The 22,877-nt window shown below is 72.4% G+C and carries 18 protein-coding genes; 11 read left to right on the forward strand and 7 right to left on the reverse strand.

Going from position 1 to position 22,877, the window contains the following annotated elements; genetic code table 11:
* The first annotated feature begins 21 nt into the window (after nt 1–21).
* The 4 genes from ACZ6TD_RS14000 (at nt 22) to ACZ6TD_RS14015 (ending at nt 5,032) form a co-directional block, all read left to right on the forward strand.
* On the forward strand, nt 22–1,203 hold the full coding sequence (locus ACZ6TD_RS14000; RefSeq protein WP_471354005.1) for a 4-hydroxybenzoate 3-monooxygenase: 1,182 nt from the start codon (nt 22–24) through the stop codon (nt 1,201–1,203).
* Entirely contained in the window at nt 1,200–2,039 is an 840-nt protein-coding gene (locus ACZ6TD_RS14005) for an IclR family transcriptional regulator (protein WP_471354007.1), read from the forward strand. Before ACZ6TD_RS14000 ends, ACZ6TD_RS14005 begins: the two co-directional genes overlap by 4 nt.
* Before the next feature lie 107 nt (nt 2,040–2,146).
* A complete protein-coding gene (locus ACZ6TD_RS14010; RefSeq protein WP_471354009.1) occupies nt 2,147–3,598 on the forward strand; it encodes an MFS transporter in 1,452 nt (483 codons plus the stop codon).
* Between the two features lie 42 nt (nt 3,599–3,640).
* On the forward strand, nt 3,641–5,032 hold the full coding sequence (locus tag ACZ6TD_RS14015) for an FAD-dependent oxidoreductase (protein ID WP_471354011.1): 1,392 nt from the start codon (nt 3,641–3,643) through the stop codon (nt 5,030–5,032).
* 70 nt (nt 5,033–5,102) lie between these two features.
* Here ACZ6TD_RS14015 and ACZ6TD_RS14020 read toward each other — a convergent pair whose 3' ends face one another.
* The gene (locus ACZ6TD_RS14020; RefSeq protein WP_471354013.1) at nt 5,103–6,638 is read right to left on the reverse strand and encodes a hypothetical protein; all 1,536 of its coding nucleotides are present in this window, start codon (nt 6,636–6,638) and stop codon (nt 5,103–5,105) included.
* Nucleotides 6,639–6,681: 43 nt separating this feature from the next.
* Nucleotides 6,682–7,788 (reverse strand): uroporphyrinogen decarboxylase, encoded by a 1,107-nt coding sequence (gene hemE / locus ACZ6TD_RS14025; RefSeq protein ID WP_471354015.1) that lies wholly within the window; start codon nt 7,786–7,788, stop codon nt 6,682–6,684.
* A gap of 91 nt (nt 7,789–7,879) precedes the next feature.
* On the opposite strand from hemE, the gene ACZ6TD_RS14030 reads away from it, so the two are divergent.
* From ACZ6TD_RS14030 to ACZ6TD_RS14055, 6 genes are all read left to right on the forward strand, one after another.
* The gene (locus ACZ6TD_RS14030) at nt 7,880–8,611 is read left to right on the forward strand and encodes a DUF3000 domain-containing protein (protein ID WP_471354017.1); all 732 of its coding nucleotides are present in this window, start codon (nt 7,880–7,882) and stop codon (nt 8,609–8,611) included.
* A gap of 185 nt (nt 8,612–8,796) precedes the next feature.
* Complete coding sequence (locus ACZ6TD_RS14035; protein ID WP_014175686.1) at nt 8,797–9,456, forward strand: response regulator transcription factor; 660 nt, start codon at nt 8,797–8,799, stop codon at nt 9,454–9,456.
* A gap of 105 nt (nt 9,457–9,561) precedes the next feature.
* Entirely contained in the window at nt 9,562–10,839 is a 1,278-nt protein-coding gene (locus tag ACZ6TD_RS14040; protein ID WP_471354019.1) for a ribonuclease D, read from the forward strand.
* A 169-nt stretch (nt 10,840–11,008) separates the two neighbouring features.
* Nucleotides 11,009–12,226: a thiolase family protein gene (locus ACZ6TD_RS14045; protein WP_470005297.1), complete on the forward strand. Its 1,218-nt coding sequence runs from the start codon at nt 11,009–11,011 to the stop codon at nt 12,224–12,226.
* A complete protein-coding gene (locus tag ACZ6TD_RS14050) occupies nt 12,223–14,352 on the forward strand; it encodes a 3-hydroxyacyl-CoA dehydrogenase NAD-binding domain-containing protein (RefSeq protein WP_471354022.1) in 2,130 nt (709 codons plus the stop codon). The genes ACZ6TD_RS14045 and ACZ6TD_RS14050 overlap by 4 nt, the downstream gene beginning before the upstream one ends.
* A 69-nt stretch (nt 14,353–14,421) precedes the next feature.
* Complete coding sequence (locus ACZ6TD_RS14055) at nt 14,422–14,640, forward strand: hypothetical protein (RefSeq protein ID WP_471354023.1); 219 nt, start codon at nt 14,422–14,424, stop codon at nt 14,638–14,640.
* A 181-nt stretch (nt 14,641–14,821) separates the two neighbouring features.
* Here the strand turns inward: ACZ6TD_RS14055 and ACZ6TD_RS14060 are convergent, their stop codons facing one another.
* On the reverse strand, nt 14,822–15,877 hold the full coding sequence (locus ACZ6TD_RS14060) for a PLL family lectin (protein WP_471354025.1): 1,056 nt from the start codon (nt 15,875–15,877) through the stop codon (nt 14,822–14,824).
* Between the two features lie 70 nt (nt 15,878–15,947).
* On the opposite strand from ACZ6TD_RS14060, the gene ACZ6TD_RS14065 reads away from it, so the two are divergent.
* Entirely contained in the window at nt 15,948–16,358 is a 411-nt protein-coding gene (locus tag ACZ6TD_RS14065; protein WP_471354027.1) for a PIN domain-containing protein, read from the forward strand.
* A gap of 533 nt (nt 16,359–16,891) precedes the next feature.
* Here the strand turns inward: ACZ6TD_RS14065 and ACZ6TD_RS14070 are convergent.
* From ACZ6TD_RS14070 to ACZ6TD_RS14085, 4 genes are all read right to left on the reverse strand, one after another.
* Nucleotides 16,892–18,364 carry an amino acid permease gene (locus ACZ6TD_RS14070; protein WP_471357730.1) on the reverse strand — a complete coding sequence of 491 codons (1,473 nt, stop codon included), beginning with the start codon at nt 18,362–18,364 and terminating at the stop codon, nt 16,892–16,894.
* A 229-nt stretch (nt 18,365–18,593) separates the two neighbouring features.
* Nucleotides 18,594–20,558 (reverse strand): 1-deoxy-D-xylulose-5-phosphate synthase, encoded by a 1,965-nt coding sequence (gene dxs / locus ACZ6TD_RS14075; RefSeq protein ID WP_471354028.1) that lies wholly within the window; start codon nt 20,556–20,558, stop codon nt 18,594–18,596.
* 180 nt (nt 20,559–20,738) lie between these two features.
* Nucleotides 20,739–22,055 carry a sugar ABC transporter permease gene (locus ACZ6TD_RS14080; RefSeq protein ID WP_471354030.1) on the reverse strand — a complete coding sequence of 439 codons (1,317 nt, stop codon included), beginning with the start codon at nt 22,053–22,055 and terminating at the stop codon, nt 20,739–20,741.
* Nucleotides 22,052–22,840, reverse strand: coding sequence for an ATP-binding cassette domain-containing protein (locus ACZ6TD_RS14085; RefSeq protein WP_471354032.1), 789 nt, complete (start codon nt 22,838–22,840; stop codon nt 22,052–22,054). Before ACZ6TD_RS14085 ends, ACZ6TD_RS14080 begins: the two co-directional genes overlap by 4 nt.
* Nucleotides 22,841–22,877: the final 37 nt, after the last annotated feature.

The following is a 22,877-nucleotide window of genomic DNA, read 5'->3' on the forward strand; positions in this document are numbered from 1 at the left end:
CCACAGCAAGGGGACGATGTGATGCGCACGACCGTCGGCATCATCGGCGGCGGGCCCGCCGGGCTGCTGCTCGCCCGGCTGCTGCACCGCGCCGGGATCGACTGCGTGGTGCTGGAGAGCCGGGACCGGGCGTATGTCGAGCGGCGCCAGCGGGCCGGGATCCTGGAGCAGGGCACCGTGGATGTGCTGCGGATGTGCGGCGCCGGCGGGCGGCTGGACCGCGAGGGGCTGCCCCACCAGGGCATCGAGCTGCGCTTCGAGGGCCGCGGCCACCGCGTGGACTTCCCCTCCGCCACCGGCGGGAAGTCGGTGATGGTCTACGCCCAGACCGAGATCGTCAAGGATCTGATCGCGCTCCAGCTGGAGGAGCCGGGCGGTCCCCCGCTGCTGTTCGAGGCCGAGGCGCTGGCCATCGAGAAGCCGGACTCCGCCGCGCCCGTCATCCGCTTCCGCCACGAGGGCCGCGAACAGACCCTGAGCTGCGACTACGTGGCCGGTTGCGACGGCTTCCACGGCATCGCCCGGCGCGCGATCCCCGCCGACCGGGTGCGCGCCTTCGAGCACGCCTACCCCTACTCCTGGCTCGGAGTGCTGGCCGATGTGGCGCCGTCCTGCGAGGAGTTGATCTACGCCCGCCATCGGCGCGGCTTCGCCCTGCACAGCATGCGCTCCCCCCACGTCTCCCGGCTCTACCTCCAGGTGCCCAATGGCACGGACCCCGACGACTGGTCCCATGAGCGGATCTGGGACGAGCTGTCGGCCCGCTTCGCCCTCGACGGGGACCGGACGCTGGAGCGCGGCCCGATCACCGCCACCTCGGTCACCCCGATGCGCAGCTTCGTCCAGGAGCCGATGCGCCACGGCCGGCTCTTCCTCGCGGGCGACGCGGCGCACATCGTGCCGCCGACCGGTGCCAAGGGGCTCAATCTGGCCGTCACCGACGTGATCACGCTGGCCCGTGCGCTGATCCACCACCAGGGGACCGGCTCGCCCGAGCTGCTGGACGGCTACTCGCGGACCTGTCTGCGCCGGGTGTGGCAGGCCGAGCGGTTCTCGTACTTCATGACGGACACGCTCCACCGCCGCCCGGACGAGACCCCGTTCGAGGACCGGGAGCGGATCGCGCGGCTGGAGCGGATCGCCTCCTCCCCCACCGCCTCCGCCGAGCTCGCCGAGAACTACGTCGGCCTTCCGCTGTCATGACCGCCTCCGGCCCCTTCACCCCCGTCAGCCCACCGGGCACCCGCGCCACCGACGGCCGGGACAGCGGCCGCTCGGTCGCGGGCCGGATGCTGGCGGTCCTCGACGCCTTCGACGCCTCGCACCGCTCGCTGTCCCTCACCGCCCTCGCCCGGCGCGCCGGGCTGCCGCTGGCCACCGCGCACCGGCTGGTCGCCTCGCTCACCCGCTGGGGCGCCCTGGAGCGCGACGCCACCGGCGCGTACCACATCGGGCTGCGGCTGTGGGAGGTGGCGACGCTCTCGCCGCGCGGGGTCGGGGTGCGCGAGGCGGCCCTGCCGTTCATGGAGGACCTGTACGAGGCCACCCACGAGAACGTCCAGCTCGCCGTGCGGGACGGTCTGGAGGTGGTCTATGTCGAGCTGATCTCGGGACACTCGGCGGTCCAGGTGCGCACCCGGGTCGGCAGCCGCTGGCCGCTGCACGCGACCGGCGTCGGTCTTGTGCTGCTCGCGTACGGGCCGCCACGGCTGTACGAGCGGGTGTGCGCCCGCCCGTTGCGCCGCTACACCGAGCTGACGATCCAGGACCCGCACCGGCTGCGGGCCGCCCTCGCCGAGGTGCGGCGCACCGGGATCGCGGTCAGCGACCGGCAGATCACCATGGACGGGCTGTCCATCGCCGCCCCGGTGCGCGGACCCGGCGGGGAGGTGGTGGCCTCGCTGTCGGTCGTGGTGCCGGCCGCGGAGGGGCGGGCCCCGGGGCTGATCCCGGCCGTACGGGTCGCCGCGCACGGCATCTCCCGTACCCTCGCCGCCGCTCTGGGACAAGACCCCGTCGTGGAACCTTCCGGCCGGTGAAAGACCCGCGAGCGCGCCTTGCCGCGCCCGGTGTCCGGCCACATCCTGTGTGGCACCAACCGAGCCGCCGAGCCCGAACGCCCAGGCCCGAGAGGGGACATGGAGACATGCCCGAAGTGACCGCAGAGCCCACCGCGCAGGGCCGGGAGGCGCCCCGCGGCGGCTGGCAGCCGTACCACACCCTGTGGGCCATGCTGCTGGGCGGCTGGCTCTTCAGTTACGCCGACCGCACCATCACCGGCCCGGTCGTCACCTGGCTGATCGAAAACGACCACGGCATGCTGGGCTCCGCCAGCCATCCGCACGCGCTCGGCGGTCTGATCGGCAGCCTCTTCTTCGCGGGCTACATGCTCACCCAGTTCCCCGGCGGCTATCTCGGCGACCGCTTCGGGCACCGCACCATGCTCGCGGTCTCGCTGCTGTGGGCGGGGGTCGCGACGCTGGCCAGCGGCCTGATGAGCGGGCTGATCGCCTTCGTGGTGCTGCGGGTGCTGACCGGACTCGGCGAGGGCGTCTTCTACTCCAACGACCGCTCGCTGATCGCCCAGCGCACCCCGCCCGCGAAGGCCGGTCTGGGCATGGGCGTCGCCATCACCGGACTGTCCATCGGGCTGACGGTCGCGACCATCAGCGCGCCGTACCTGATCGACTGGGGCGGGGAGGTGTTCGGCGAGGAGGATGCCTGGCGGATGCCGTTCCTGGTGCTGGGCGCCGCCACCCTCGCGTTCGGCTGGGCCACGGCGGTCTACATGCGCCGCATCGGCGGCCCGCTCAAGGCCACCGGCTCCACGCTGCGGCTGCTGGGGATCTCGGCGGTGCTGTGCGCCGCGGTCATGGCGGTCTATCTGATCGCCGACGGCGCGGGGATGCCGAGCTGGGGCGTGGCGATCCTCGAGTGCGTGCTGGCGTTCCTGCTCATCGGGGCGATCTTCGCGCGGCGCGGCGGCCGGCTGGGCGCGGTCTCGCGGAACCGCAATGTACTGCTGCTCAGCTTCGCCTTCATCGCGGTCATGTGGAATCTGTGGTTCTTCAGCTTCTGGTCGGTGTCGATCGTCGCGGACGCCGCCCACAGCTCGTTCCAGAACGCCGCGCTGGTGGCCACCTTCAACGCGGGCGCGGGCATCCTCGGCTTCCCGGCCGGGGGCATGCTCTCGGACCGGGCGAAGGCCCGGGGGTGGGGGCGGCGGCCGCTGCTGATCGCGTTCACCGTGGTCCAGGGGGCGCTGGTGCTGGTGTTCGCCGCGTATCTGCAGACCCATGAGAAGCCCTCCCTCTGGGTGATGTCCGTTCTGCTCTTCGTCACCAGCCTGTTCTTCAACGCGCTCCAGCCGATGGCGCACGCGCTGCTGAACGATGTGGTGGACGCGGCCGAACGCGGCGCGGCCTTCGGACTGTTCAACCTGGTCGGGGAGATCGGCGCGGTGGTCAGCCCGGCGCTCAGCGGCACCCTCTTCGACCACTACGGGAGCTGGACGCACGCGGTCTACATCGACGGCGCGCTGATGCTCGTCAGCGCGGTGCTCTACATGCTGATCCGGGAGCAGACCTCGCGCGCTTAACTTGGTGCCCTATAGCCGGACATCAATGGCGGAGGGGCATACATGACGGCGGCACGACGCATGGTGGTCATCGGAGGCGACGCGGCGGGCATGTCCGCCGCGTCGCGGGCGCGCAGGCTCAAGAGCCGGGGCGAGCTGGAGATCCTCGCCTTCGAGCGCTCCCCGTTCACCTCGTACTCGGCCTGCGGCATCCCGTACTGGGTCGGCGGGCTGGTGAACGGCCCCGACGAGCTGGTCGCCCGCACGCCCGACACCCACCGGGGCCGCGGGATCGACGTACGGACCCACACCGAGGTCGTCGAGATCGACCTCGCCGGACAGCGGGTCCTGGCGCGGGACCTCGATCCGCGCGGCGAGGGCGAGCAGTGGCACGGCTTCGACGACCTGGTCATCGCGACCGGCGCCCGGCCGCGCCGCCCCGGGATGCCCGGGATCGACGCCCCCGGCGTCCACGGGGTGCAGACCCTGGACGACGGGCGGGCACTGCTGGAGTCCCTGGAGGCCACCCCGGTCGAGCGGGCGGTGGTGATCGGCGCCGGGTACATCGGGGTGGAGATGGCCGAGGCGCTCATGCGGCGCGGCTCCCGGGTGACCGTCCTGGAGCGCGGTGAGCAGCCGATGTCCACGCTCGACCCCGACATGGGACGGCTGGTGCGCGACGCGATGTCGGGGCTCGGGATCGACACCGTGACCGGCGCGGAGGTCACCGAGGTGGTCACGGGCGAGGACGGCCGGGTGCGTGCGGTGGCCACCAAGATGAGCGAATACCCCGCCGACCTGGTGGTCCTGGGCCTGGGGGTGGCCCCGGAGACCGGGCTCGCCCAGGAGGCCGGGCTTCCGGTGGGCGAGTACGGCGGGCTGCTGACCGATCAGGCCATGCGGGTGCGCGGTTACGACAACATCTGGGCGGGCGGTGACTGTGTCGAGGTCCTCGACCTGGTGTCCGGCCGCACCCGGCACATTCCGCTGGGCACCCACGCCAACAAGCACGGGCAGGTCATCGGCTCCAATGTGGGCGGCGACTACGCGACCTTCCCCGGTGTCGTCGGCACGGCGGTCAGCAAGGTCTGCGATCTGGAGATCGCCCGCACCGGGCTGCTGGAGGCCGAAGCGGCCGCCGTGGGGCTGCAGTTCGAGGCGGTCACGATCGAGGCGACCAGCCGGGCCGGGTACTACCCGGAGACCCGTCCGATGACGGTGAAGATGCTCGCCGAGCGGCGCACCGGACGGCTGCTCGGCACGCAGATCGTCGGCCGCGAGGGCGCGGGCAAGCGGGTCGACGTCGCGGCGGTCGCGCTGACCGCCGGGATGACGGTGGAGCAGATGACGGCGCTGGACCTGGGGTACGCCCCGCCGTTCTCGCCGGTGTGGGACCCGGTACTGGTGGCGGCTCGTAAGGCGGCGGCGACGGTAAGGGCGGCGGAGCGCCACTGAGCCCGCGCCGTGCGCTCTTCCGGGGTGTCCGACGGATCGTGCCGCCTGCGGCGGCAAGCCGCGGAACCGATCAGCGCGCGCCGTCGATGATCCGCAGCGCGAGCGCGACCCGCTCGGCCAGGTGGCGGGGGCAGCTCCACGCCTCGGGGGCGAAGGGCGGCTCGGGCGTGTCGTACTCCCCCGGCGCGTACAGATGGTTGAGATGCGCGCCGTAAGGGTCCTCGTGGAAGCCGAAGTGACGGCGGCTCGCCAGCTCGGCCAGCACCTCCCAGGGGTGCGCGTCCCCGTGCGGGCAGGGCCCGGCCGCCGGATCGGTCCGCACCGCGCCGAGGATCGCCCGCAGATCCCGGTGGACGGCCTCGGGCGGGGCCTCCCCGCCCGAGGTCACCGACCAGCAGGCCACCAGCAGCAGCACCAGCCGCTCGCGCGGATCGGCCGGGCCCGCCGCGAACCGCCGCGCGGCCCACAGTCCGGCGTCCTCCGCGGCCTGCCCGTCCCGGCAGCGGAAGCGCACGGCGTGGGTGAGCCGTTCGATGTCGAGCCGTCCGTCGGGGCGCAGCAGCACCTCGTCCAGGTGGGCGGTGTCCCGGAGGCCGAAGAGCCGCTCACGCCCGGTGCGCAGATGGTCCAGCGCCTCGCGGGCGATCGCGGCGAGGAACGCGGGGCACAGCCATGCCTCCAGCGGCGCCGTCTCCAGCTCCTCGCGGTGCCAGTGGCGGTAGACGCCCCGGCCGCCGGGGCTGAGCAGATGGATGCCCACGGTGGCCTGCTCCGCGGTGTCCCGGCCGACCTCGGGGTGCTCGCCCTCGCCGTGCGCGCAGGACGCGCCGCCGAGGCCGGGCAGCACCGCCTCCAGGGCGTCGACCATGGTGTCCAGGACCCGCCGGTCGCGGATCCGGCCGCTGGCGGCGTACCAGCAGGCGGCGTGCAGGACGACCACGATCCCGGCGCGGTGGTAGCCCAGGGGGTTGGCGACCAGGTTCCTGGCGTAGGCGGACAGCTCCTGGGCGGGGTCCACCGCCGCGCTCGGGTAGTCCCAGACGATCGAGCGCAGATCCTCGGCGCGGCGCGCGTCGCGGACCGGGAGCCGGGGCGGGATGCCGCCCACGCTGCCCGGGGCGATGATATCGATGGCGACCCGCGCGTACCCGGCGATGTCGCGCGGGCACAGCCACTGCTCCTTGGTGGCGTCGTCCTCCCAGTCGGGGTCCTGGTCCTCGGCCAACCCGTTGGTGAGCAGCGGCAGATCGTCCACGAAGTGGTCGATCCGGTCGTCCAGATCGCTCTCGTACGGATGCGTCCGGTGGGCGCAGGGGGCGTCGCGCAGCCGCCGGTCCGTGGCGTGGAGGGCCTCCAGGGCCGCCGCCGCGACGTCCTTACGGGAGAAGCGGCCGATGTGCGCGGCCATCATGACCAGCCCGAGCGTCCAGGCGTACGCCTCCTCGCCCGCGGGATCGGCCGCCAGCCGCCTGGCACAGTCCAGGACGACCCGGTCCGAGTCGCCGCCATAGGTCTCGTGGAGGATGCCGTCCCAGTCGTCGACGAAGTGGACACACTCCGGCGGCTCCTGCGGGGCTGACAGCGCGGTGGCGGGCATGTCGGTCATGCCCCTCACGACGCCACGGGAGGCACGCGGGTTCCCGCTTGGTTCAGACCTTCACAGAAGGTGCGCGCGATGCGCTCTGGGTGTGCACATACTCGACGAGTCGGGTGAGCGCGTCCGGATCGGTGCTGGGCAGCACGCCGTGGCCGAGGTTGAAGATGTGCCCCTCCACCCCCCGGGCCGCCTCCAGCACCTCGTCCGCCTTGGCCTCGACGGCCGTACGCGGGGCGAAGAGCACCGCGGGGTCGAGATTGCCCTGGAGCGCCTTGCCGGGGCCGACCCGCCGGGCGGCCTCGTCCAGCGGCACCCGCCAGTCGACGCCGACGACGTCCGCGCCCGCCTCGCCGAGCAGCCCGAGCAACTCACCCGTGCCCACCCCGAAGTGGATGCGCGGCACACCGTACCCGGCGACGGCGGCGAAGACCTTCGAGGAGGCGGGCAGCACGCTGCGGCGGTAGTCGACGGGGGCCAGGGCGCCCACCCAGGAGTCGAAGAGCTGGACGGCCGAGGCGCCCGCCTCGATCTGCACCTTGAGGAAGGCGACAGTGATGTCGGCGAGCCGGTCCAGCAGCGCGGCCCAGAGCGCCGGGTCGCCGTACATGAGCGCCTTGGTGTGCTCGTGGTTGCGCGAGGGGCCGCCCTCGACCAGATAGCTGGCGAGCGTGAAGGGGGCGCCCGCGAAGCCGATGAGCGGGGTCGCGCCGAGCTCGCCGACGAGCGCCCCGATGGCCTCGGTGACGTACTTCACATCGTCCGGGTCGAGCGGACGCAGCCGCTCCAGATCGGCGCGGGTGCGGATCGGCCGCTCGATGACGGGCCCAACACCGGGCTTGATGTCGAGGTCGATCCCGATGGCCATGAGCGGCACGACGATGTCGCTGTAGTAGACGGCCGCGTCCACCCGGTGGCGGCGCACCGGCTGCAGCGTGATCTCGGTGACCAGGTCGGGCCGCGTGCAGGACTCCAGCATCGCGATGCCCTCGCGCAACTTGCGGTACTCCGGAAGCGAGCGCCCCGCCTGCCGCATGAACCACACAGGCGTATGGGGCACCGGCTCCCGGCGGCAGGCCCGCATAAAGGCCGAATCGGCTGTGGCACTGGCCGCGGCACGGCCGGTCTGCTGCTGGCCCGAGGGCCGCTCGTTGGCGCTCATGCCCCAGATTTTCGCACGGGCCGAACGAGTGACCCGCCAACCCGGGTGTTCCTCCCCGGTTGGGGCCCTCAGTGCGCCTAGTCTTCCGGGCATGGCAGCGGTTCAAGGACACCTCTCGAACGGTGCTGACGGCCCTGACGGCACGGACGCGGGCGGTGAGGACACACCTCCCGCCTTCCGGCATGCCGTCGCCGCGCTGAGCGGTGTGCGGGTGCGGCCCGAGGTGGAGCTCGATCCGACCCCACCCCCGCGTCGGCTCGCACCCTACTCGTACGCGCTGGAGGCGGTGGTCACCGGCGCGGCGGGCGATGACGAGGAGCTGGCCGAGGGGCGGCTGATCCTGCTGCACGACCCGGCCGGGCACGACGCCTGGCGCGGCGCCTTCCGCCTGGTCACGCTGGTCCACGCGGACCTGGAGCCGGAGATCGCGGCGGATCCGCTGCTGCCCGAGGTGTGCTGGTCCTGGCTCACCGGCGCGCTGGAGGCACGCGGGCTGCCCTACGGGGAGCCCAGCGGCACGGTCACCCGGGCGAGCTCGCACTACTTCGGCGCGATGGGCGAGCGGGAGCCGTCGACCCGGATCGAGATCCGCGCCTCCTGGACCCCGTCCGACCACCCACCCCCGGAACCGGCCCACTCCGGCCCACGCCGCCCGGAGCCGACGGGAGAGGGCGCCACCGAACGGCTGGGCGTGCCGGACACCGCGGGACACCTGGCCGCGTGGTGCGACCTCCTGTGCCAGATCGCGGGCCTGCCTCCGGCGGGGGCCACGGAAGCGGGGGTCGTCTCGCTCCCCCAGCGGAGGGGCCCTCAGGCGCGCTGAGCTTTCGGGACGTCTGGAAAGAGACGCTGAGCTTCCGGATGTCCTGAAAAAGATCAGGCGCGATCGATCAGTCGTCCTAATTGCCCGAATTGTTACTCACCAAATCGTGATCTTTCCCTAAAGCCCGGCCGTATCGGTGCCGAAGGACGTGGTGACCCGTCCCACCACTTCCCCAGGAGGACCTGGTGTCTGTTCTCCTCGAGCAACCGTCCAGCCTGGTCGCCTACCGCCCCAACAAGCCGACGGCCATGGTGGTCGTTGCCGACCCCCGCGTTCGTTCCACCGTCACCCGCCACCTCTGGGCCCTCGGGGTGCGCGACGTCATCGAGGCGTCGTCCATCGCGGAGGCCCGTCCCCGCATCGGGAATCCACGCGACATCTGCGTGGCCGATGTCCACCTCCCCGACGGCTCCGGCCTCACCCTGCTGTCCGAGACCCGCGCCGCGGGCTGGCCCAACGGGCTGGCCCTGTCCGCCGCCGATGACATCGGCGCCGTACGGAACGCACTGGCCGGCGGCGTCAAGGGCTATGTCGTCACCGGCACCCGCACCAACCTCGGCATCCCGGGCCGCCCCGGCGCCGCCCCGCTCGGCGCCGCCGCCCGGATGCACCGCCGCCCGCCGGGCGCCCCCGGCCACCCGGGCGGCTACCGGGAGCTGTCGGGCCGCGAGGTCGAGGTGCTGAGGCTGGTTGCGGAGGGCCAGTCGAACAAGGCCATCGGCGTCTCGATGGGCCTGTCCGCGCTCACCGTCAAGAGTCACCTCGCCCGGATCGCCCGCAAGCTGGGCACCGGGGACCGGGCGGGAATGGTCGCGGTCGCTCTGCGGACCGGAATCATCCACTGAGCCATACCGCCCACCCGGCCGCCACCCACCACCCCCGCGCCCGTCGACGGAACGTTCCGTCGACGGGCGCCCTGCGTACTCGCCGCACACAGCTACCCTTGACAGGTGACCGACGCCCAAGAGACCGCAGCAGAGACGACACTGCGAACCACCGGGGGCGCTCCTCCGGACGACCTCCCCCCGGCGCCGGTCCCCTTGCTGGAGCCGCGCGAGGGCATCCCGCCCGTCACCGCCGACGCGGACACGCTGGCCGAGGTCATCGCGACCTTCGCCGCGGGCCACGGCCCGGTGGCCGTCGACGCCGAGCGCGCCTCCGGCTACCGCTACGGACAGCGGGCCTATCTGGTCCAGCTGCGCCGGGCCGGAGCGGGGACCGCACTGATCGACCCCGTCGGCTGCCCCGACCTCTCGGGTCTGGGCGCCGCGATCGCCGACGCCGAATGGGTCCTGCACGCCGCGACCCAGGATCTGCCCTGTCTGCGGGACATAGGCATGGTCCCGGCCCGGATCTTCGACACCGAACTCGCGGGCCGGCTGGCCGGATTCGCCCGGGTGGGGCTCGGCGCCATGGTCGAGAACATCCTGGGATACGCCCTGGAGAAGGGCCACTCCGCCGTCGACTGGTCCACCCGCCCGCTGCCCGAGCCCTGGCTGCACTACGCCGCGCTCGACGTCGAGCTGCTGGTGGACCTGCGCGACGCGCTGGAGGACGAGCTGGCGCGGCAGGGCAAGCTGGAGTGGGCGCACCAGGAGTTCGCGGCCATCGCCGCGGCCCCGCCCGCCCCGCCGCGCAAGGACCCCTGGCGGCGGACGTCGGGGATGCACAAGGTCCGGCGGCGCCGGCAGATGGCCGTGGTGCGCGAGCTGTGGACGGCCCGGGACCGGATCGCCCAGCGCCGCGATGTCTCGCCGGGCAAGGTGCTGGGCGACGCGGCCATCGTCGAGGCCGCGCTGGCCCTGCCGGGAGACGTCCGGGCGCTGGCCGCGCTGAACGGTTTCGGCCATCGGATGAACCGGCGCCAGCTGGAGCAGTGGCAGGCCGCGGTGGACCGGGCGCGGGCGCTGCCGGAGGCGGACCTCCCCCAGCCGGGCCAGCCGGTGGCCGGTCCGCCCCCGCCGCGGGCGTGGGCCGACAAGGACCCGGCCGCGGCGGCACGGCTCTCCGCGGCGCGTGCGGCCGTCACCCAACTGGCCGAACAGCTGAATCTTCCGCAGGAGAACCTGATCGCCCCGGACACCGTCCGGCGGCTGTGCTGGGAGCCGCCCGCCGAGCCGACGACGGATGCGATCGCCTCCGTTCTCGCAGGTCACGGCGCCCGTCCCTGGCAGATCGACCAGGTGACCCCGGTGCTGACGGCCGCCTTGCTGACGCCCCCGGCGTGATGTGACGCGCGTGGACCGGCGGCCCCGCCGCCGGCCCGCGGCTGTGACCTTCAACCCTGGCGGTCGTGAGGACTGGGCAGCTTGGTTACTCATAAGTAGCATGAGGGTGTGACGGCGCGCCCCCGGCGTGCCCGCAGCAGTGCCATCCCGCACCTGGAGGAGAGCCAACGTGCCTCGTACCGCTAGGGACGTCGTCTTCGTCGACGGCGTCCGGACCCCATTCGGCAAGGCGGGCCCGAAGGGCATCTACCACGAGACCCGCGCCGACGACCTGGTCGTCAAGTGCATCCGGGAGCTGCTGCGCCGCAACCCGGATCTGCCGCCGGAGCGCATCGACGAGGTGGCCATCGCCGCGACGACGCAGATCGGCGACCAGGGCCTGACCATCGGCCGCACCGCGGGCATCCTGGCCGGGCTGCCCCAGTCGGTCCCCGGCTACGCCATCGACCGGATGTGTGCCGGTGCGATGACGGCCGTGACCACCACCGCGGGATCCATCGCCTTCGGCGCCTACGACGCCGTGGTCGCGGGCGGTGTCGAGCACATGGGCCGCCACCCCATGGGCGAGGCCGTCGACCCCAACCCGCGGTTCGTCTCGGAGAAGCTGGTCGACGAGTCGGCCCTGTTCATGGGCATGACGGCGGAGAACCTCCACGACCGGCTGCCGCACATCTCCAAGCAGCGCGCCGACGAGTTCGCGGTGCGCAGCCAGGAGAAGGCCGCCAAGGCGTACGCCAACGGCAAGATCCAGCAGGACCTGGTGCCGATCTCGGTGCGCCGCACCTCCCCCGAGGGCGGGGAGCTGGGCTGGGGCCTCGCGACCGCCGACGAGCCGATGCGCCCGGGCACCACCCTGGAGGGCCTGGCCACGCTGAAGACCCCGTTCCGCCCGCACGGCCGGGTCACGGCCGGTAACTCCGCGGGGCTCAACGACGGCGCCACCGCCTCGCTGATCGCCTCCGAGGACTTCGCCCGGGAGCTGGGCCTGCCGGTGAAGATGCGCCTGGTCTCGTTCGCCTTCGCGGGCGTCGAGCCCGAGGTGATGGGCTACGGCCCGGTCCCGGCCACCAAGAAGGCCCTGGCGAAGGCCGGTCTGTCCATCGAGGACATCGGCCTGTTCGAGATCAACGAGGCGTTCGCCGTCCAGGTCCTGTCGTTCCTGGACCACTACGGCATCGCGGACGACGATGAGCGCGTCAACCAGTACGGCGGCGCGATCGCCTTCGGCCATCCGCTGGCCTCCTCCGGTGTCCGCCTGATGACGCAGCTGGCACGGCAGTTCGAGGAGCGCCCCGAGGTCCGCTACGGCATCACGACGATGTGCATCGGCTTCGGCATGGGTGGCACCGTGATCTGGGAGAACCCGCACTTCGAGGGGAACAAGTGACCAACACCGCAGAGCTTCTCAAGGGAGCGGCAGAGCTCTTCCCGGGCGAGGTCGTGACGCAGGCGCACGTCCGCCACCTCGATCTCCCCCAGGGCGCGGGCCGCTTCGCGCTCATCACGCTGGACAACGGCCTGGACCACACCAAGCCCACCACCTTCGGCCCGGCCTCGCTCGCCAACCTCAACGCGGCGATCGACCAGGTCGAGAAGGAGGCGGCGGACGGCGAGATCACCGGTGTCGGCATCACCGGCAAGCCGTTCATCTTCGCCGTCGGCGCCGACCTCAAGGGCGTGGAGCTGCTGAAGCGCCACGAGGACGCGCTGGCCATCGGCAAGGGCGGCCACGACGTCTTCAAGCGGCTGTCCACGCTCGCCGTGCCCACCTTCGCGTACTACAACGGCGCGGCGATGGGCGGCGGGGTCGAGGTCGGGCTGCACTGCGCCTACCGCACCGTCTCCGCGGCGCTGCCCGCCTTCTCGCTGCCCGAGGTGTTCCTCGGGCTGGTGCCCGGCTGGGGCGGCTGCACCCTGCTGCCGAACCTGATCGGCGCCGACCGCGCGGTGTCCGTCATCATCGAGAACTCGCTCAACCAGAACAAGCAGCTCAAGGGCGAGCAGGTCTACGAGCTCGGGATCGCGGACGCGATCTTCGAGGGCGCGGACTTCCTGGAGCAGTCGCTGATCTGGACCGCCGCCGTCCTCAAGGGCGAGATCGAGGTCGTACGGCCCGAGATCGACCGCGGCGACGCCTGGCACGAGGCCGTGGTGCGCGGCCGCGCCATCGCCGACGGCAAGGTGCACGGGGCGGCCCCGGCCGCCTACCGCGCGCTGGAGATCATCGACGCCGCGCGCAACGGCGACCTCGCCCGAGGCTACGAGGCCGAGGAGAAGGCGCTCGCCGACCTGATCATGGGCAGCGAGCTGCGCAGCGGCATCTACGCCTTCAACCTGGTGCAGAAGCGCGGCAAGCGCCCGGCCGGCGCCCCGGACAAGTCGCTGGCGCGCCCGGTCTCCAAGGTGGGCGTCGTGGGCGCGGGCCTGATGGCCTCGCAGCTCGCGCTGCTGTTCGCGCGGCGTCTCGAGGTGCCGGTCGTGCTGACCGACATCGACCAGGAGCGGGTCGACAAGGGCGTGGGCTATGTCCACGGCGAGATCGACAAGCTGCTGCTCAAGGGCCGGATCAACCAGGACAAGGCCAACCGCCTCAAGGCCGCGGTGACCGGTTCGCTGGACAAGGCCGCCGCCTTCTCCGACGCCGACTTCGTCATCGAGGCCGTCTTCGAGGAGATGGGCGTCAAGCAGCAGGTGTTCGCCGAGGTCGAGGCGGTCGTGCCGGAGCACGCCATCCTCGCCACCAACACCTCCTCGCTGTCGGTGTCCGAGATGGCCTCCCAGCTCAAGCACCCCGAGCGGGTCGTGGGCTTCCACTTCTTCAACCCGGTCGCGATCCTGCCGCTGCTGGAGATCGTCCGCGGTGAGCAGACCGATGACGCGTCGCTGGCCACGGCCTTCGGCGTGGCCAAGAAGCTGAAGAAGACCGCCGTCCTGGTCAAGGACGCCCCGGCGTTCGTGGTCAACCGGATCCTGACCCGCTTCATGGGCGAGATCCAGAACGTCATCGACGAGGGCACCCCGGTGGACGTCGCCGAGCGCGCCGTCGAGCCGCTGGGCCTGCCGATGTCCCCGCTGGTGCTGCTGGAGCTGGTCGGCCCGGCGATCGGCCTGCACGTCTCCGAGACGCTGCACGGCGCGTTCCCCGACCGCTTCACGGTCTCGGAGAACCTCAAGCGCGTCGTCGAGGCGGGCAAGCGCGGCTTCTACGTCCACGACTCCGGCAAGCCGGAGCTGGACCCGGAGGTCGCCGCGCTGCTCCAGCAGGGCGACACCGTCCTCACCGAGGAGCAGGTGCGCGCCCGGGTGCTGGACGCGGTCGCGCAGGAGATCGGGCTGATGCTCGAGGAGGGCGTCGTCGCCGAGGCGCAGGACATCGACCTGTGCCTGATCACCGGTGCGGGCTGGCCCTTCCACCTGGGCGGCATCACGCCGTACCTGGACCGCGAGGGCGTCTCGGAGCGGGTGAACGGAAAGACGTTCTTGGCGCAGGGCGTGGCGAGCGTTCCCGCGTAGCGTCGGCGGCGCGTGGCATGCCCGGGTGCCGGGCGGGCGAAGGCCCGTCCGGCACCCGGGCGTTTGGGCTTGCCCCACCGGCGGCGCCGCCCCAGCGGGGGCGCCCTTGCCTACGCCACCCGCCACGGCCGGACCACCGCCCGGATGGCCGCCACCCGTATCCGGGTCCCCGCCGCGCCGGACCACCGCCCGGCGGTGAACACCCGCTACCTCGTATCCGGGCCGGACCACCGCCCGGCGGCGGGCAACTGCCACCTCGTATCCGGGCCGGACCACCGCCCGCGGTGAACACCCGCCACCTCGTATCCGGGCCGGACCACCGCCCGGCGGCGGGCAACCGCCACCCGTGCCCGGGGCGGGTCACTCCCGGTGGCCGGGTCAGGCCCGGGGCGGGAAACGGGCCGGCGGCGCCTGCCGCGGGCGCCGGGCGGCCGCGTCGAACGGGCCCTCAGTGGGGCTGTGGCGCCGCTCAGCCGCCGCCCACGCGGGTCCAGGCCCGGAGTGCCAGCCCGCGTTCGTCGGTCTTCTGACGGGTCACCAGAAGCTTTCCGTCCAGCGCCAGCGCGGCCAGCACCACCCGGCCCTGGCCGTCCAGCGCCAGGGCCGGGGTGTGGGCGCCCTGTTCGCCCGAGGGCGTCCACCACACCCCCGCGGCCTCGTCCTCGCAGGGGTGGGCGGCGACGGCCAGCCCACCGGCCGCGGGGTCCTGGTGGGCCAGGACGGTGCAGTCGTGGCCGTCCACCATGGCGCGCACCGCGGCGACCGGGCCGGTGCCCGTGGCCCCGCCCAGCGGCGCGGGGGCCGGGGAGTCCGGCCGCCAGGCCATGACCTCGCCGCTGCGGGCGTCGCGCCAGTAGTGGGTGAGGGTGCCGGGGCTGCTCTCCACCATGGACGCCGAATCCGGCCGGGCGTCGGCGGGGACGTCCTCGCCCCGCTTGGGGGCGGCGCCGGGCTTGGGCTGGTACCAGCGCAGCGCGGCGCCCTTCCCTGCCGGTGCGAGCAGTTCGAGACGGCCGTCGGCGGTCGCGGCCGCCGACATGCCGCCCAGGACGTGCGTGCCCTTCCAGTCGGTCCAGCGCTCCCAGGTGCCCTTGGGGTCCTGCCGCCGCGCGCTCACCCCGCCCCCGGCGTTGCGGACGAAGACGCGGAGGGCGCCGGAGGAGTCCACGGCCGCGGCCGGCGGGCCGGTCCGCTCGGCCTTGCGGGCGTCCTTGGGATGCGGGGTGCCCAGGGAGTGCCACGCCGTCAGCGGGCGGCCGGTCTGGAACTGGGTGGCGTGGACGACGTCCACCCGCGCCGGCTCACCGACGCCGCCCGGCCGATGCCGAAGCCCCACCAGATGGGCATAGCCCTCGGGGCTCTGAACGACGGTCAGGCCCGCCAGGCGGCCGGAGACCTCGATCAGCCACGGCCCCGTCCACTCCGCCCCTCCGGGGCGTTCCTCGGTCCAGCGGGCGACACCGCCCGTCACCGCTGCGTAGGCCGTGAGCCTGCCGTCCTTGCCGCGGAGCAACCGCAACGCCATGGCCCGCTGCCAACCCTTCCCCGAGCCCTTCCACCTGATCGAACGATGTCCATAGTAATTTGCCTGGACTATGGATGGGGTTGTGGTCGTGGACGCCGCCAATGTGGTCGGTTCGGTTCCGGATGGCTGGTGGCGTGACCGGCGCGGCGCCGCCGAGCGGCTCCGCGACCGGCTGGCCGTCCTCGCCGGGACCGGGATCCCCGACCGCCCGGGCGTGCCCGGCTGGGCCACCGACCCTCCGGTGGACATCGTGATGGTGGTCGAGGGCGCGGCGCGGGGCGTCGAGCCGGTGGCGGGCGTACGGGTGGAGAGCGCGCCGGGCAGCGGCGACGACCACATCGTGGCCGTGGTGGCGGCCCGTGAGGAGGGCCGCCCCTGCCTGGTGGTGACGGCGGACCAGGGGCTGCGGGCGCGGGTCACGGCCCTGGGCGCGGAGACGACGGGCCCCCGGTCGGTCCGCCCGGACGGCTCGGCGTCTTAGGTCCCGGCCCTGTCAGGGCCAAGGAGATGTCCGATGGATTGTGATGCCTGCGGCGGGCCGCTCCCCTCCCCGCCCCTTCCCTCAACTGGGGCTCCGCCCCAGACCCCGGCCGTCGCAGGTGGCGCGGTCGGGGACGCAGGCGCAGCGCGAGCCCGCTCCTCGCCCCTCGGGGCCCAAGGGCGGAGCGTAACGGGCCCTCCGTCCCAGACCCCAGCCGGACGACCCCGTTGTACGCGGTCATCCGCCCAGTCATCCGCTGCGCCAGCATGCCGACCGCGACCAGCCGCCGGTGCGGGCGTCCACGCCCCCGCCCCCGCCCTGCGGACGCCCTGGCGCCCTGCCCCCTCCTGTTCACCAGGCAGCCGCTCGACCGCCGCGCCCCAGGTGGCCCGGTCGGCGCCCCGGCCGGTGAACTGACCGCGGCGACGGTCGGCCCCTCGCACTCCCGGGGTCCAGGGGCGGAGCCCCCACGCGGCGGAGCCGCATATCGATGCTGCCGGGAAGGGGCGGGGGAGGGAAAAATGCGCAGGCCCCTACCCCGTACGCGTCCCCGCCTCGGTCACCCGGCTGTGCCGGCGCCCGTAGAGGAAGTAGACGAAGAAGCCGATGACCATCCACACCCCGAACCGCACCCAGGTCTCGGCGGGCAGATTGAGCATCAGCCACAGCGACGCGGCCACCGACAGGATCGGCAGCACCGGCACCCAGGGCGTGCGGAAGGCGCGGGGCAGATCGGGCCGGGTGCGGCGGAGGATGATGACGCCCAGCGCGACCACGACGAAGGCGAAGAGCGTGCCGATGTTCACCAGGGCCGCCAGTTCGGAGATGGAGGTGAACCCGGCGACCACGGCGATGACCACGCCCAGCACGATCGTCGAGCGGTACGGGGTGCCGAAGCGCGGATGCACCCGGGAGAAGACCCTGGGCAGCAGCCCGTCCCGGCTCATCGCGAAGAACACCCGGCTCTGGCCGAGCAGCAGGATCATGGACACGGTGGTGAGCCCGACGGCGGCGCCGAAGCTGATGAGTCCCGCGTAGAACGGATGGCCGGTCGCCTTGAAGGCGTCGGCGAGCGGGGCGTCCACCGACAGCTTGGTGTACTTCTCCATGCCGGTGACCACGATGGACACCGCCACGTACAGCACCGTGCAGATGAGCAGCGAGCCGAGGATGCCGCGCGGCATGTCCCGCTGCGGATTCCGGGTCTCCTCCGCCGCGGTCGCCACGATGTCGAAGCCGATGAAGGCGAAGAAGACGACGGCGGCCCCGGTGAAGATGCCCTGGACGCCGAAGGTCGTCGGCTGGTAACCGAACATCAGCTGGATCAGCGGCGCCTTGAGACCCGCGCCGGAGACCGAGCCCCGGGCCTCGGGGATGAAGGGGTGGTAGTTCTCCGGGTGGATGAAGAAGGCGCCCGCGATGATGACGAGCAGCACCACGGTCACCTTGATCGCGACCACCGCGGAGGTGACCCGCGCGGACAGCTTCATGCCGAAGACCAGGACCGCGGTGATCGCCAGTACGAGCAGGAAGGCCAGCAGGTCGAAGGAGAAGCCGTGCGCGACACCGGGCCCGGACAGGGCGTCGGGCAGATGCCATCCGGCGTTGTCCAGCAGCGAGCGGATGTACCCCGACCAGCCCACCGAGACCACGGCGCAGGCCAGCGCGAACTCCAGCACCAGGTCCCAGCCGATGATCCAGGCGGGCAGCTCGCCGAGCGAGGCGTACGAGAAGGTGTACGCGGATCCCGCGACCGGAACCGTGGAGGCGAACTCGGCGTAGCACAGCGCGGCCAGGGCACAGGCCACACCGGCGGCCACGAAGGACAGCGCGGTGGCGGGCCCCGCCTGCTCCTTGGCGACCGAGCCGGTGAGCACGAAGATGCCGGTGCCGATGATGACGCCGACGCCGAAGACCGTGAGGTCCAGGACGGACAGGGTCCGGGTGAGGGTGTGCTCGGGCTCCTCGGTGTCCCGGATGGACTGCTCGATGCTCTTCGTCCGCAGGTAGCGCGGCCGGACTCTGCCTCCGGTGCCTCCGCCTGGTTCCGATACGCTCACCGGTGCCACCTCCACGCCTGCCGTGCGGCTCATGCTTCTGGTTACCGATCGGCGGCGAGGTATGCACGCTCAGGGCCGTCCCCGATTCACCCGATGGGGGCGGGCGGTGCGACGCACACTGGGCCGATCGGAGCAGGAAGCGCTCCGACCGGCCCAGGCGGGATGGGGCGGTGGCTCAGTCGCGCACCGGCTCGGCCGTCGTCGGCCGGGTCACATCGGCGCCCTGGGAGCCCGCGTCCGCGGACTCGTGTCCGTAGCGGCCGCCGATCCTGGAGACCAGCCCGGTGACCTGCCGGGCGATGTCCGGTGCGGTCAGCCCGATCTCGGCCATGACCTCCTTACGGGAGGCATGGTCGAGGAAGCGGGGCGGGATGCCGAAGTCGCGCACCGGCATGTCGACGCCCGAGTCGCGCAGCGCCTGGGCGACGGCGGAGCCCACACCGCCGACCCGGCTGTTGTCCTCGACGGTGACGACGACGCGGTGGCGCTCGGCGAGGGCGGGCAGCTCCTCGTCGACCGGCTTGACCCAGCGGGGGTCGACCACCGTTGTGGAAATGCCCTGTTTGTCGAGAAGGTCGGCGACCTCCAGGCACATCGGGGCCAGCGCGCCCACCGAGACCAGCAGCACATCGGGCCGCTCGCGGTCGGCCGCCGCGGGCTCCCGCAGTACGTCCATGCCGCCGATCCTGCCGACGGCCGCGACCGCCGGGCCCACCGCGCCCTTGGAGTAGCGCACCACGGTCGGCGCGTCCTCCACCGCCACGGCCTCGCGCAACTGGGCGCGGACCTGGTCGGCGTCGCGCGGGGCGGCGATCCGCAGACCGGGGACGACCTGGAGGAGCGACATGTCCCACATGCCGTTGTGCGAGGCCCCGTCGGTGCCGGTGATACCGGCGCGGTCCAGGACGAAGGTGACCCCGCACTTGTGCAGCGCCACATCCATCAGGACCTGGTCGAAGGCGCGGTTGAGGAAGGTGGCGTAGACCGCGAAGACCGGGTGCACACCGCCGGTGGCCAGGCCCGCCGCCGAGACGGCCGCGTGCTGCTCGGCGATGCCCACGTCGTAGACCCGGTCCGGGAAGCGCTTGGCGAACTCGGTGAGCCCCACCGGGTGCAGCATGGCCGCCGTGATCGCGACGATGTCCTCGCGCTCCTCGCCGAGCTTGACCATCTCCTCGCCGAAGACCGAGGTCCAGTCGGCGCCGGAGGCCGAGATCGGCAGCCCGGTGTCCGGGTGGATCTTGCCGACGGCGTGGAAGCGGTCCGCCTCGTCCTGGAGGGCGGGCTGGTAGCCGCGGCCCTTCTCGGTGAGGCAGTGCACGATGACCGGGCCGCCGAAACGCTTCGCCCGCTGCAGCGCCGACTCCAGCGCCTCGATGTCATGGCCGTCGATCGGGCCGACGTACTTCAGCCCCAGGTCCTCGAACATGCCCTGCGGGGTGATGAAGTCCTTCAGCCCCTTCTTGGCCCCGTGCAGCGTCTCGTACAGCGGCCTGCCGAGGACCGGGGTGCGCTCCAGCAGGTCCTTGCCGCGGGCCAGGAAGCGCTCGTAGCCGTCGGTGGTGCGCAGGGTGGCGAGGTGGTTGGCCAGGCCGCCGATGGTCGGGCCGTAGGAGCGCTCGTTGTCGTTGACGACGATGACCAGCGGGCGGTTCTTGGCGGCGGCGATGTTGTTGAGCGCCTCCCAGGCCATACCGCCGGTCAGCGCCCCGTCGCCGATCACGGCGACCACATGGTCCTGCTTGCCGAGCAGCTCATTGGCCTTGGCGAGGCCCTCGGCCCAGCCGAGGACGGTCGAGGCGTGGCTGTTCTCGATGACGTCGTGCTCGGACTCGGCGCGCGAGGGATAACCGGACAAACCACCCTTGCTCTTGAGCTTGGAGAAGTCCTGGCGGCCGGTGAGCAGCTTGTGCACGTAGGACTGGTGGCCGGTGTCCAGCAGCACCTTGTCCCGGGGCGAGTCGAAGACCCGGTGCAGGGCGATGGTCAGCTCCACCACGCCGAGATTGGGGCCGAGATGGCCACCGGTCTTGGAGACGGCGTCGACGAGGAAGGAGCGGATCTCCGCGGCCAGCTGGTCCAGCTCCTCCGGAGTGAGCCGGTCCAGATCGCGCGGTCCCGTGATGCGGGTCAGCAGCACCCGTGCCTCCTTGCTTCGAGCGTCTCCATGGAGCTTGCCGTCCGCCCGAGTCTAATGTTCCGCCCTCCGGCGCAGACCTCCCCCCATGCGATCTCCGTCACGCGTGTTCTTTTCAGACAGCTGCCCGGTGCCTTCCGTGAAGGCACCGGGCAGCCGGGTGAGCGGATGAGGCGTGCGGGGTCAGCCGCGACCCGCGGACCGCTGTGTCCTGCGCGACACCGAGTCGATGACGACGGCGGCCAGCAGCACCCCACCGGTGATCATGTACTGGACGGAGTTCGCGACGCCCAGCAGGTTCATCCCGGACGAGATCGAGCCGATGACCAGCATGCCGAGCAGCGCCGACCAGACCGAGCCCCGGCCGCCGAAGAGGCTGGTGCCGCCGATGACCGCGGCCGCGATGGCCTCCATCAGCAGGTTGCCGGTGCCGGCCTGCTGGCTGGCGGAGCCGATCCGGGAGGCGATCATGATGCCGCCGCACGCGGCCATCAGCCCGGCCAGCGAGTAGACCGAGATCCGGATGGCGACGACGTTGATGCCCGCGCGGCGGGCGGCCTCGACGCTGCCGCCCAGGGCGATCACCTTGCGCCCGTAGGAGGTGCGGCGGACCACGAAGTCCAGGATCACCAGGACCGCCACGAAGATCACCAGGGCGAGGGGCAGGCCCTTGTACTCGTTGAGCCGCCAGGCCGCGGCGAAGACGATCACACCGAGCACGGCCGTACGGACCAGGATCTCGCTCAGCGGCCGCGAGGGTATGCCGACCGCCTTACGGCGCCTGCTGTCCAGGAACTGGGCGAGGAAGAAGCCCGCCGTCGCCACCGTGGCCACCCCGTACGCGGCGATGAGCTGGCTGAAGTAGTGCGCGGTGAGATCGCGCACGAAGCTGTCGTCGGCGATGCTGATGGTGCCGGTGGTGCCGAGCACCTGGAGCATCAGACCGTTCCAGGCCAGCAGACCGGCCAGGGTCACCACGAAGGCCGGTACGCCGATCTTGGCGAAGAAGAAGCCGTGCACCGCGCCGAGGACCGCGCCGCTGGCGAGCGCCGCGAGTACCGCGATCCCCTCGGGCACCCCGTGGTTGACGTTGAGCACCGCCAGGGTCGCCGCGGCCAGACCGCTGAGCGAGCCGACGGACAGGTCGATCTCCCCGAGCAGCAGCACGAAGACGATCCCGACCGAGATCATGCCGGTGCCGCCGAGCAGGATGGAGAGGTCGGAGAGGTTCTTGGGCGAGAGGAAGGCACTGTCCTTCGCCTGGAAGACCGCCCAGATGATGGCGATGCCGACGATGACCGGGACCGCGCCCAGATCACCGCTGCGCATCTTGCGGCCGAACTCCGTCAGATAGCCCTTGAAGCCCTCCTGACGGACCAGCAGCCGGGGGTCGACGACGGTGACCGCGTCCTTGGCGACGGGGTTGGCGTCGGCCGGGCCGCCCGCCTTGTTGGCGCCGTTCGACGTGCCGCCGCCTGTCTTGTCGACGTTCGTGGTCACTTCGCGGCCTCCCCGCTACGCGCCTTGCGGCGGGTCACGGCGTTGTCCGTGGCGCCGGTGATGGCGGAAATGATCTCTTCCTGAGAAGTGGTCTTCACATCGAAGGTGCCGTTGTTGCGGCCCAGCCGCAGCACCGCGACCCGGTCCGCGACGGCCTTCACGTCGGCCATGTTGTGGCTGATGAGAATGACGGCGAGGCCGCGGTCGCGCAGCCGCTCGACCAGGTCGAGGACCTGCGCGGTCTGCTCGACGCCGAGGGCGGCGGTCGGCTCGTCCAGGATCACCAGCTTGGGCTCGCCGAGCATCGAACGGGCGATGGCGACGGTCTGCCGCTGGCCACCCGAGAGCGAGGCGATCGGGATCCGCACACTGGGGATGCGGATCGACAGGGTCTGGAGCAACTCACGGGCGCGCCGCTCCATTTCGACCTCGTCGAGCACCCCGGCGCGCAGGATCTCGCGGCCGAGGAAGAGGTTGCCGACGACGTCGATGTTGTCGCAGAGGGCGAGGTCCTGATAGACGGTCGCGATGCCCAGCTCCTGGGCGTCGTGCGGCCGGGTGACCTGGACGGGCCTGCCCTGCCACTCGACGACGCCCTCGTCGGCGGGGCCGACTCCGGCAATGCTCTTGACGAGGGTCGACTTGCCGGCGCCGTTGTCGCCCACCAGGGCGACGACTTCACCGGCGTGGACCTCCAGATGGATGTCGGTGAGCGCCTGGACGGCGCCGAACCGCTTGGAGATCCCGCGCAACGCCAACACGGGTCCGTTCGGCACGATGGCCATCTCCGTTCCGGGCAGGGTGGTCCCTGCTGTGTGACGG

This window comes from Streptomyces yongxingensis, assembly GCF_055597465.1.

Coding starts and splice junctions, on each gene's coding strand:
- ACZ6TD_RS14000 (WP_471354005.1), top strand. CDS start 22: ATGCGCACGACCGTCGGCATCATCGGCGGCGGGCCCGCCGGGCTGCTG.
- ACZ6TD_RS14005 (WP_471354007.1), top strand. CDS start 1,200: ATGACCGCCTCCGGCCCCTTCACCCCCGTCAGCCCACCGGGCACCCGC.
- ACZ6TD_RS14010 (WP_471354009.1), top strand. CDS start 2,147: ATGCCCGAAGTGACCGCAGAGCCCACCGCGCAGGGCCGGGAGGCGCCC.
- ACZ6TD_RS14015 (WP_471354011.1), top strand. CDS start 3,641: ATGACGGCGGCACGACGCATGGTGGTCATCGGAGGCGACGCGGCGGGC.
- ACZ6TD_RS14020 (WP_471354013.1), bottom strand. CDS start 6,638: ATGACCGACATGCCCGCCACCGCGCTGTCAGCCCCGCAGGAGCCGCCG.
- hemE (WP_471354015.1), bottom strand. CDS start 7,788: ATGAGCGCCAACGAGCGGCCCTCGGGCCAGCAGCAGACCGGCCGTGCC.
- ACZ6TD_RS14030 (WP_471354017.1), top strand. CDS start 7,880: ATGGCAGCGGTTCAAGGACACCTCTCGAACGGTGCTGACGGCCCTGAC.
- ACZ6TD_RS14060 (WP_471354025.1), bottom strand. CDS start 15,877: ATGGCGTTGCGGTTGCTCCGCGGCAAGGACGGCAGGCTCACGGCCTAC.
- ACZ6TD_RS14065 (WP_471354027.1), top strand. CDS start 15,948: ATGGATGGGGTTGTGGTCGTGGACGCCGCCAATGTGGTCGGTTCGGTT.
- ACZ6TD_RS14085 (WP_471354032.1), bottom strand. CDS start 22,840: ATGGCCATCGTGCCGAACGGACCCGTGTTGGCGTTGCGCGGGATCTCC.